This is a genomic window from Mesorhizobium sp. M7A.F.Ca.AU.002.02.1.1 (assembly GCF_003998535.1).
GTDB lineage: Bacteria > Pseudomonadota > Alphaproteobacteria > Rhizobiales > Rhizobiaceae > Mesorhizobium > Mesorhizobium ciceri.
In genome coordinates this window covers 1-8,592 of the sequence record NZ_RZPB01000203.1, presented here as the reverse complement: position 1 = coordinate 8,592, position 8,592 = coordinate 1, and the positions used below count along the sequence as shown (strand labels likewise).

The window sequence follows — 8,592 nt, the reverse complement described above, 5'->3', positions numbered from 1 at the left end:
GCCATAGGTGAGCGGTCGTGGCTCGCCTGCAGCGCTTGCGCCGCGCAGTTTCGAGCGCGAACCGCTGGCGTCGATGACGAGGTCGAACGGCCCCGCCCTTCGTCCGTTGCCGCAGATCAGCGTCGTCCGTTCGCCCGTCTCCAAGGCCTCGATCTCGACGCCGGTTTCGATGGCGATCGCTTCGCGTTGGGCGGCGCGGAAGAGCACGCCGAACAAGGCCGCCCGGTGCACCGCCAGCCCGAAGCGGCCACCGCGCTGCGCATCGTAGCGGACATCGAGCACGGTACGGCCTGTGGTGGCATCGGCGCCATGCAGGCGGTCGATGCGGCTGCCCAGCGCCAGCATGTCGTCGAGCAGGCCAAGATCGGCCAGCACCGTCAGCCCTGTCGGCTGCAGGATCAGCCCGGGGCCGACCGGCTTCGGCTCATCGAAGCGTTCAAAGACCGTGACCCGATGCCCGGCGCGCTTGAGATAGAGCGCCATGGCCAGTCCCGCCGGCCCGGCGCCTGCTATTGCGATGTCGTAGGAAATGCCAATGCCCCCAAAGCCGAACTGGCCGGGACAATCCTTCAGCAGCCCGGCGAAATCAAGCCGCACCGTGGGGCTTTAGCGGTCGTTCAAGCCTGGGCCTTGGCGGCCGTTCAAGCCTGGGACGCATCAAAATCGGCGCGCGCTGCGCGCACCGCATCATGGTTGAGTTCGGCCCACAGAATCAATTGATGAAAGGCGCCGAACATAGAGCGCCCGAGATCGGTCAGGCTGTATTCGACGCTTGGTGGTTTGGTCGGGAACACCTCACGATGCACATAGCCATCGCGCAGAAGATCGTACAGCGTCTGGGTCAGCATGCGTTGCGAAATGTCGGGCACAAGGCGCCGCAACTCACCGAAGCGATAGGGTTTTTCAGCCAGCGCCATCATCAGCAGCGATCTCCATTTGCCGCTCACCCCTTGAATGACCTCGCGAACCGGACAATTGGCAATATTGCCGCCGCCTGAGATGGCCTTATAGACCTCCAACTTCGATTTCAGATTGATGACCTTGCCGTCCATGGCTGGTTCCCTGCGTGTGCCTACCTCCCGAAAAACTGCCTTCTTTACGGCACCAGGTCAATTCCTATTTTAGTGCTGGTCTCTTTTTGAGACTGCCACTCGAACCGCCTTAGCGGCGCAATGTCAGGACCTTCCATGAGCGAAACCCTTCTCGTCACCGGCGCTTCCGGCCAGCTCGGCCACGGCGTCATCCAATATCTCCTGGACAAGCACAAAGTTCCACCGGCAAACATCATCGCCGCCACACGCAATCCGGAAAGCGTGGCCGATCTGGCGCTGCGCGGCGTCGTTGTCAGGGCCGCCGACTTCAACGACGCGGCATCGCTGGAAACCGCATTCAAAGGCGCCGACAAGGTGCTGATTATTTCGACCGGCGATCTCGATCTCAAAAGCGGCAGGCGCCTGAAGCAGCACGAAAATGCCGTCGCCGCGGCCAAAAACGCCGGCATTTCGCATCTGCTCTACACCTCGATGCCCAATCCGGAGCCGGTATCGCCGGTCCTGTTTGCCGATGACCACTACAGCACCGAGCAGGCGATCAAGGCGAGCGGCATCCCCTACACGATCTTCCGCAACGGCTGGTACCAGGAGAACCTGTTCATGGCCCTGCCGCACGCGATCGCCTCGGGAAAATGGTACACGTCGGCCGGCGACGGGCGCATTGCCCACGGTGCGCGCGACGACATGGCAGCGGCGATCGCCGCCAGCCTCGCTGGCGCTTCAAACGAAAGCAAGACCTACACCTTGACCGGTCCGCACGCCTACACCACGGCAGAGATTGCCGCCCTGGTAAGCGAGGTCACCGGCAAGTCGCTCGATGTCGTGCAGGTTCCGGATGAAGCGCTCACCGAAGGGGTAAAGGCATCCGGCGTTCCCGAGGATTTTGCTGAAGTCATCGTGTCCTTCGACGTCAACACGCGCTCCGGCCGCATCGCCATGGTGACCGACGCGATCGAGACGCTTTCCGGCCGCAAGCCAAAAACGCTGAAGCAGTTCCTCGAGGCGAACAAGGCCGCGCTGGCCGGTTGAAGCGGAGTGACATGGACTGTGCCGCAAGACACAGCTCATTCGCCAGGACATGTCGAGATTCAGGTCAGGCTGGACCGAGAATGTGGGTTCCGAGAACCGGAACGGAGCGGACACTTGGTCCGTGAGTACCGGAAGCGCAGGAACCTGCCGTTCGCAGGCCGGCCTCACCTGAATATCGGCATGTCCTAGATGGCCACCTGAGTGCCGATCTCCACCACGCGCCCGGTCGGGATTTGGAAATACTCCGTCGCGTCGGCCGCCGTGCGCGCCAGGCCGATGAACAGCCGGTCCTGCCACACCGGCATGCCGGAATTGGGCGAGGCCTTGAGCGAACGCCGCGACAGGAAGAACGAAGTCGTCATGATGTCGAATTTCCAGCCCTGCTTGCGGCAGATCGCCAGCGCGCGCGGGATGTTGGGCTGCTCCATGTAGCCGAAGGTCAGCGTTACCCGCATGAACAGCTCGTTGACCGTCTCCATTTTGACCCGGTCGCTGTCGGGCACCACCGGCTGCGGCGCGGTCACCACTGAAAGGATGACGTTCTGCTCATGCAGCACCTTGTAGTGCTTCAGGCTGTGCATCAGTGCGGTTGGCGCGCTGAGCGGATCGCTGGTCAGGAACACGGCGGTGCCTGACACCAGCTGCGGCTTCTTCTTCAACAGATTGCCGGCGAGGAAATCGAGCGGGATCTCGTTGCGGCGGGTCTTGTCGAACAGATAGCGGCTGCCGCGCACCCAGGTCCACATGGCCAGCACGATGGTGAAGGCAACGGCCAGCGATGCCCAGCCGCCCTCAAACACCTTGACGATGTTGGAGGCAAAGAAACCGACGTCGATGAAGCCGAACAGCGCCGTCAGCGAGACCGCCAGCCACAGCTTCCATTTCCAGATCCGCGTCATGACCACAAACAACAGCACCGTGGTCACCAGCATGTTGCCGGTCACCGAGATGCCGTAGGCCGATGCCAGCCTGCTGGACTCGCCGAAGCCCACCACCAGCATCATCACCACCAGCGCCAGCAGCAGGTTGACGCGCGGCATGTAGATCTGGCCGGACTGTTTCTCCGACGTATGCAGAATTTCCAGGCGCGGCAGCATGTTGAGCTGCACCGCCTGCCTGGTCAACGAGAAGGCGCCCGAGATCACCGCCTGGCTGGCGATGACCGTGGCGGCGGTCGCCAGCACGACCATCGGGATCAGCGTCCAGCCTTCATTCATTTCGAAGAACGGATGGCCGACGACGCCGTTCTTGGCCAGCACGAAAGCGCCCTGCCCGGCATAATTGAGCAGCAGGCACGGAAACACGACCCACAGCCAGGCGAGCACGATCGGCTTGCGGCCGAAATGGCCGAGATCGGCATAGAGCGCTTCCGCGCCGGTGACCGCGAGGAAGATGGCGCCGATGGTGACGAAAGCGACATCGGGCGAATTGATCAGGAAGGCGACGATGTAGTGCGGGCTGATCGCCCACAGGATTTCCGGATCGGCGATGATGTGGTTGAGGCCGGAAAGGCCGATCGCCAGGAACCACACCGCCGTCACGGGACCGAAGACCAATCCCACGCCGCCCGTGCCGAAACGTTGCACCGCGAACACTATGGCGAGAATGACCAGTGTCAGCGGCACGACATAAGGCTGGAAGGTCGGCGTGACGACGTTCATGCCTTCGACCGCCGACAGCACCGAAATCGCCGGCGTGATGACGGCGTCGCCGAAGAAAAGCGACGCCCCGACGATGCCGATGCCGAGCATCAGCGCCGAGCGCTTGGGGAAACTGCCGCGCGCCAGCGCCATCAGCGACAGCACGCCGCCCTCGCCGCGGTTGTTCGCCCGCAGCACGAACATGATGTATTTGATGGTGACGATGATGGTCAGCGACCAGATGATCAGCGACAAAACGCCGAGGATGTCACCGCGGTCGGCCACCTGTCCGCCGGAAGATGCCACCAGCGCCTCGCGAAAGGCGTAGATCGGACTGGTGCCGATATCCCCATAGACGACACCGAGCGCGCCCAGCATCAGAACCTTGGTGCTGTGCTGTTCGACTTCCGAATGGCTCGATTGTTCGACGGGTTCTGCCTCACTACCAGTATTGGTAAGGGCCATGGACGACACTCCGATAAGCGCGCGGTGCTCTACGCTTGCTGCGATGCAATATCAAGTGCCGTCGCGTAATGGCTGCCATGCCTGCCATGCGAGGCTGCCCATCGCTACCATCCGCAGGCCTTGAGGAACCGACCCACCGTACCGGCCATGCCATACTCCAACGCGTCGGCTGTCAACCCATGTCCGATCGACACTTCGGCCAATGCCGGAATGCGCTTGACCAGCGCCGGCAGGTTGCCGACCACCAGATCGTGCCCGGCATTGACCTGCAGCCCGGCGGCAAGCGCGGCGTCAGCGGTTTTTCCCAGCCTTTCCAGCTCTTTGGCGGCTTTGGCGGAATCTGTGTGATAGCTGCCATATGGACCTGTATAGAGCTCGATGCGGTCGGCGCCGGTGTCGCGCGCGGCCGCCACCCAATCGGGATCCGGATCGGAAAACAGCGACACGCGAAAGCCCCCCTTCTTCAGGCGCTTGACGATTGGTGTGAGGAACGCGGCCTGGGTTGCGAAGTTCCAGCCATGGTCCGATGTCGCCTGGGCCGGATCGTCCGGCACCAAGGTCACCTGTTCAGGCTGATGCTTTTCCACAAGCAGCAGGAAATCCTCGGTCGGATAGCCCTCGATGTTGAATTCCGCGCCCGGAAACTCGTCGTCGATCAGCGACCGGATCTCAGGCACATCGGAGAGTCTTGTGTGCCGCTCGTCGGGGCGTGGATGCACTGTCAGCCCGTGCGCTCCGGCCGCCAGCGCAATGCGGCCGAGGCCGGTGACGCTTGGCCACGGCAGGTCGCGCCGGTTGCGCAGCATGGCGATGGCATTGAGGTTGACGGAGAGCTTTGCAGGCATGCGGGTGGCCTCGGAAATCGTTAGACGCGCCCACCTATAATGCCTTTGACGGGAACAGTAATGCCTTTGGTGGGAACAGACTGGGGGTTTCGGGTGTTCCAAGCCTGATGAACCAGCGGGGAAAGGTAGCGCCGATGAATTTTCTTGATGAGGTGCCGGCAATCCGCCGTATCGAGACCAGCCGTGACGACCTTTTCGCCATCGATGTCGTCGGGCACGTTTCCGCGGCCGATGGTGAAAATCTTTTCGGATTGCTGGAGGCAGCCTACGCCCTGCATCCGCGCGTCGATGTGCTGGTGCGCCTCGTCGACCACGACGGCGTCGACTGGGCCGACATCGCTGACGAGACCCTGAAGCAGGGCGCCATTCATGCATTGGAACATGTCGACCGTTGCGCGACGATCGGCTAACCGGACTGGATAGCGGACTCACAACGCTTTCTGCCGTCCTCACCACCCATCGAAATCAGGCATTTCAGGACGGAGGACGAGGCTGCCGCCTGGCAATGGCTTGCCGCACAGCCTATCGGGGCAACAGCATCCGGCGCCCCTACCTGACGATCGTCAGCCGCTCGGCCGCCCGCGTGATGGCGGTGTAGAGCCAGCGCTGGCGGGTTTCCTTGAAGGCCCAGCTTTCATCGAACAGCACGATCTCGTTCCACTGTGAGCCCTGCGCCTTGTGCACGGTCAGCGCGTAGCCATAGTCGAAATCGTCGAAGCGCTTCTTCTGCTGCCAGGGGATATCGGCGTCCGGATCCTCGAACGCCGCCTTGAGCAGCTTGATCTTGGCGACGCCGCGATCCGGATCGTCCTCTTCCGGCGACACCAGAAGGTTGATGCCGGGCTTCACCGTCTCGCGCGACGATGTCATCACCTTCCACAGCGAGCCGTTGAGCAGGCCCTTTGCCGGATCGTTGCGCAGGCAGACGAGCTTGTCGCCGGCCTGCGGATAGTCGGCGTTGAAGCCCTTGAGCTCGCGCAGCCGCTGATTGTAGCGGCGCCGCGTGCGATTGGTGCCGACCAGCACCTGGTCCGCCTTCAGCACCAGTTCCTGGGTAACGTCTTCCTTGCCGATCACCTGCGCCGTGCCATAGTCGCCACGCATGAACTCGCGGCCCTCGCGCACATCGAGCGCCAGCCGCAGGATCGGGTTGTCGCGCGCCTGCCGGTGGATTTCGGTGAGCAGAAAATCCGGCTCGTGGTCGGTGAAGAAGCCGCCGCCCGAGATCGGCGGCAACTGGCCGGGGTCGCCAAGCACCAGGATCGGCGTGCCGAAACTCATCAGGTCGCGGCCGAGTTGCTCGTCGACCATCGAACATTCGTCGATGACGACCAGCTTGGCCCGCGAGATCGGGCTCTGCCGGTTGAGCGAAAAAGTCGGCGACATCGACGTCTTGCCGGTGATTTCGTCCGACACCGATTCCTCGCCTTTCGGCCGGTAGATCAGCGAATGGATGGTACGCGCATTGACCGCGCCCTTGGAGCGCAGCACCTGCGCGGCCTTGCCGGTGAAGGCGGCGAACTGCACCTGGCCGTCGACATGCTCGGCGAAATAGCGCGCCAGCGTCGTCTTGCCGGTGCCGGCATAGCCGAACAGCCGGAACAGCTGCGGCTGGCCGATCTTCAGCCAGCGGGCGACCGCTTGCAGCGCCTCGTCCTGTTGGGGAGAGAATTCCATCAGCGCGAGAGACCGGATTCGCAAGGGAAAGACAAGACAGCCGCCATCATCATCGATGCGCCGGGACGCTTAAGTGCCGCCGACGGGTCAGGCTATCAGGCACAGACAAGAACGTAAAGGGAACAATCGACCACGTCGGCTGGAAGCGAAATTCAGGCAATGGCCATGGCGGCCCGCGGGTCGCGGTCGTCGGGTGGTAGCGGAACGGGAGCGTATCCGGCATAGCTGACGCTCAACCGTGCCTGCCCGTTCGAACAGGACCGGAGTGCATCCTCCAGCTTGGACATATTTCTAAGCGGCACTGTCGCGTTGACGACGACGACCACGCCGCGGATTTCCCGACTCAGGATCTGGCCACGGCGGCTTTGCAGTTCGGCGATGACGTTGCCGACATGGGTTGCTGAAGTCATTACTTCGACCTTCATGATCGGCTCGAGCAACTGCACGCCGAGGCGTGGCGCGGCTTCGCGAAAGCAGGCGCGGCCGGCGATCTCGAAAGCCAGAGCCGAGGAATCGGTATCGTGAAAAGCGCCATCCATCAGCACCGCCTTGACGCCGATCATCGGGAAGCCCGCAAATGGACCTGAGGACAATATGCTGCGCAGCCCCTTTTCGACGCCCGCAATGTATTCGCCATGAAGCGCACCACCGACGATCCTGGACTCGAACACGGAGTCCGCGCTGTCCGCGTTCGGCTCGAACATGATCTTGACGCGGGCGAACTGACCGGTGCCGCCGGACTGCCTCTTGTGCGTGAAGTCCTGCTTGTGCGTACGGGTGATCGTCTCGCGATAGGCCACTTGTGGAGAACCAATATTCACATCGACCTGGGACTCGCGACGCAGGTGGTCAATGATGATGTCGAGGTGGAGTTCGTCCATGAAGGCGATAATGGTCTGGCCCGATTCCTCGTCTTGCATGACGCGGAAGAAAGCATCCTCGTCCGCCAGCTTCGCCAAGGCGATACGCAGCCGCTCCTGATCGGCCTTCGATTTCGGCTCGATCGCGATTTGCAGCAAAGGCCAGGGCGCGGCAGGCTTTTCCATCATGGGGATATGGTCGCTGGTGGCCCCAATATTTGCAACTGAGTGCAGGAGCGAAATCCGGACTGAGATAACGGAAGACTAAACTGATCTTTTTGGCCTGGCTGCTCGCAGCCTGCTGTCAGGGTCCAGGATCGTTCTCCAGCAGGATCGGCTTGCCGTGCGGGGTGGCATGTGCCGCGCGCTCCCAGGCCTCAGCCATCGCGTCGACATCGGCCTTGGCGGCCAGTCCCTTCGAGGCAAGCAGGCTTTCCAGCGCCGCCAGCCAATGTTCGTAATAATCATGGCCGTCCGCTGCGGCGCCCGGTCTTTTCACTTCGCTCGACAGCGCCTGCGCCCACTCGCTCCACGAAAACAGGCCCTTGTCGTGCAGCGCCACCGTCATGGCGAAGGCCTCGGCCTGCCACGGCTCGGCGAACACCGGCTCGTCGAAACCTGGCGGCAGTTCTTCACGCCGGCTCAAGATAGCTCTCCCAGGCGTCTATCGACACGCGTAGCGTCGGGTCGGCCCCCTCGCCCCAGATCTCCGATCCTTCGAAAACCACGGTGTAGACCCATTGCGGATTTTCGCCGTGTCCATGCGCGTTGCTGTCGGGAAAAACAAAACCGTCGTGCACCGCCTCGATCACGCCGTGCTTGCCGCGTGCGTAGCGCGGCAGCCGCGTGTGGCCGGTCGGGTTGAAGTTTTTGGTCCGCACGGCGTCGCCCGCCTTGAACCGCGCCGCTTGCGCCACCGGCCGGTCGCAAGGGCTGCCCTTGGCCAACACCGCGGGCACGTTTTCCGCCTTCAGCACCCTCTTGGGAGTCGCTGCTGGATCGACTGCCTTGCCCGCTTCGAGAT

At 62.6% G+C, this 8,592-nt stretch carries 9 protein-coding genes and 1 pseudogene; 2 read left to right on the top strand and 8 right to left on the bottom strand.

Annotation, left to right across the window (positions count from 1 at the left end; genetic code table 11):
• Together EN879_RS14810 and EN879_RS14805 are read right to left on the bottom strand one after the other, a co-directional pair.
• A partial coding sequence (locus EN879_RS14810; protein ID WP_245493819.1) for an NAD(P)/FAD-dependent oxidoreductase occupies positions 1-597 on the bottom strand: 597 nt, incomplete at its 3' end.
• Positions 598-641: 44 nt separating this feature from the next.
• Entirely contained in the window at positions 642-1,052 is a 411-nt protein-coding gene (locus EN879_RS14805; protein WP_063168259.1) for a helix-turn-helix domain-containing protein, read from the bottom strand.
• A gap of 135 nt (positions 1,053-1,187) precedes the next feature.
• Between EN879_RS14805 and EN879_RS14800 the strand changes: the two genes are divergently transcribed.
• Positions 1,188-2,081: an SDR family oxidoreductase gene (locus EN879_RS14800; protein ID WP_063168260.1), complete on the top strand. Its 894-nt coding sequence runs from the start codon at positions 1,188-1,190 to the stop codon at positions 2,079-2,081.
• Between the two features lie 185 nt (positions 2,082-2,266).
• On the opposite strand, the gene EN879_RS14795 is transcribed toward EN879_RS14800, so the two are convergent.
• Both EN879_RS14795 and EN879_RS14790 read right to left on the bottom strand, forming a co-directional pair.
• The gene (locus EN879_RS14795) at positions 2,267-4,186 is read right to left on the bottom strand and encodes a potassium transporter Kup (protein ID WP_063168261.1); all 1,920 of its coding nucleotides are present in this window, start codon (positions 4,184-4,186) and stop codon (positions 2,267-2,269) included.
• A 104-nt stretch (positions 4,187-4,290) separates the two neighbouring features.
• A complete protein-coding gene (locus tag EN879_RS14790; protein WP_063168262.1) occupies positions 4,291-5,031 on the bottom strand; it encodes a pyridoxine 5'-phosphate synthase in 741 nt (246 codons plus the stop codon).
• A 134-nt stretch (positions 5,032-5,165) separates the two neighbouring features.
• Between EN879_RS14790 and EN879_RS14785 the strand changes: the two genes are divergently transcribed.
• Complete coding sequence (locus EN879_RS14785; RefSeq protein ID WP_348631492.1) at positions 5,166-5,441, top strand: hypothetical protein; 276 nt, start codon at positions 5,166-5,168, stop codon at positions 5,439-5,441.
• A 139-nt stretch (positions 5,442-5,580) separates the two neighbouring features.
• Here the strand turns inward: EN879_RS14785 and EN879_RS14780 are convergent, their stop codons facing one another.
• The 4 genes and pseudogenes from EN879_RS14780 to EN879_RS14765 form a co-directional block, all read right to left on the bottom strand.
• Positions 5,581-6,708, bottom strand: a complete 1,128-nt coding sequence (locus tag EN879_RS14780; RefSeq protein WP_063168263.1) for an ATP-dependent RecD-like DNA helicase — start codon at positions 6,706-6,708, stop codon at positions 5,581-5,583.
• Positions 6,709-6,860: 152 nt separating this feature from the next.
• A pseudogene (gene fusA, locus EN879_RS14775) lies at positions 6,861-7,757 on the bottom strand (elongation factor G); the annotation flags it as partial.
• A gap of 115 nt (positions 7,758-7,872) precedes the next feature.
• The gene (locus EN879_RS14770) at positions 7,873-8,214 is read right to left on the bottom strand and encodes a nitrile hydratase accessory protein (RefSeq protein WP_063168265.1); all 342 of its coding nucleotides are present in this window, start codon (positions 8,212-8,214) and stop codon (positions 7,873-7,875) included.
• A partial coding sequence (locus EN879_RS14765) for an SH3-like domain-containing protein (RefSeq protein ID WP_127274112.1) occupies positions 8,201-8,592 on the bottom strand: 392 nt, incomplete at its 5' end. The genes EN879_RS14770 and EN879_RS14765, both read right to left, overlap by 14 nt.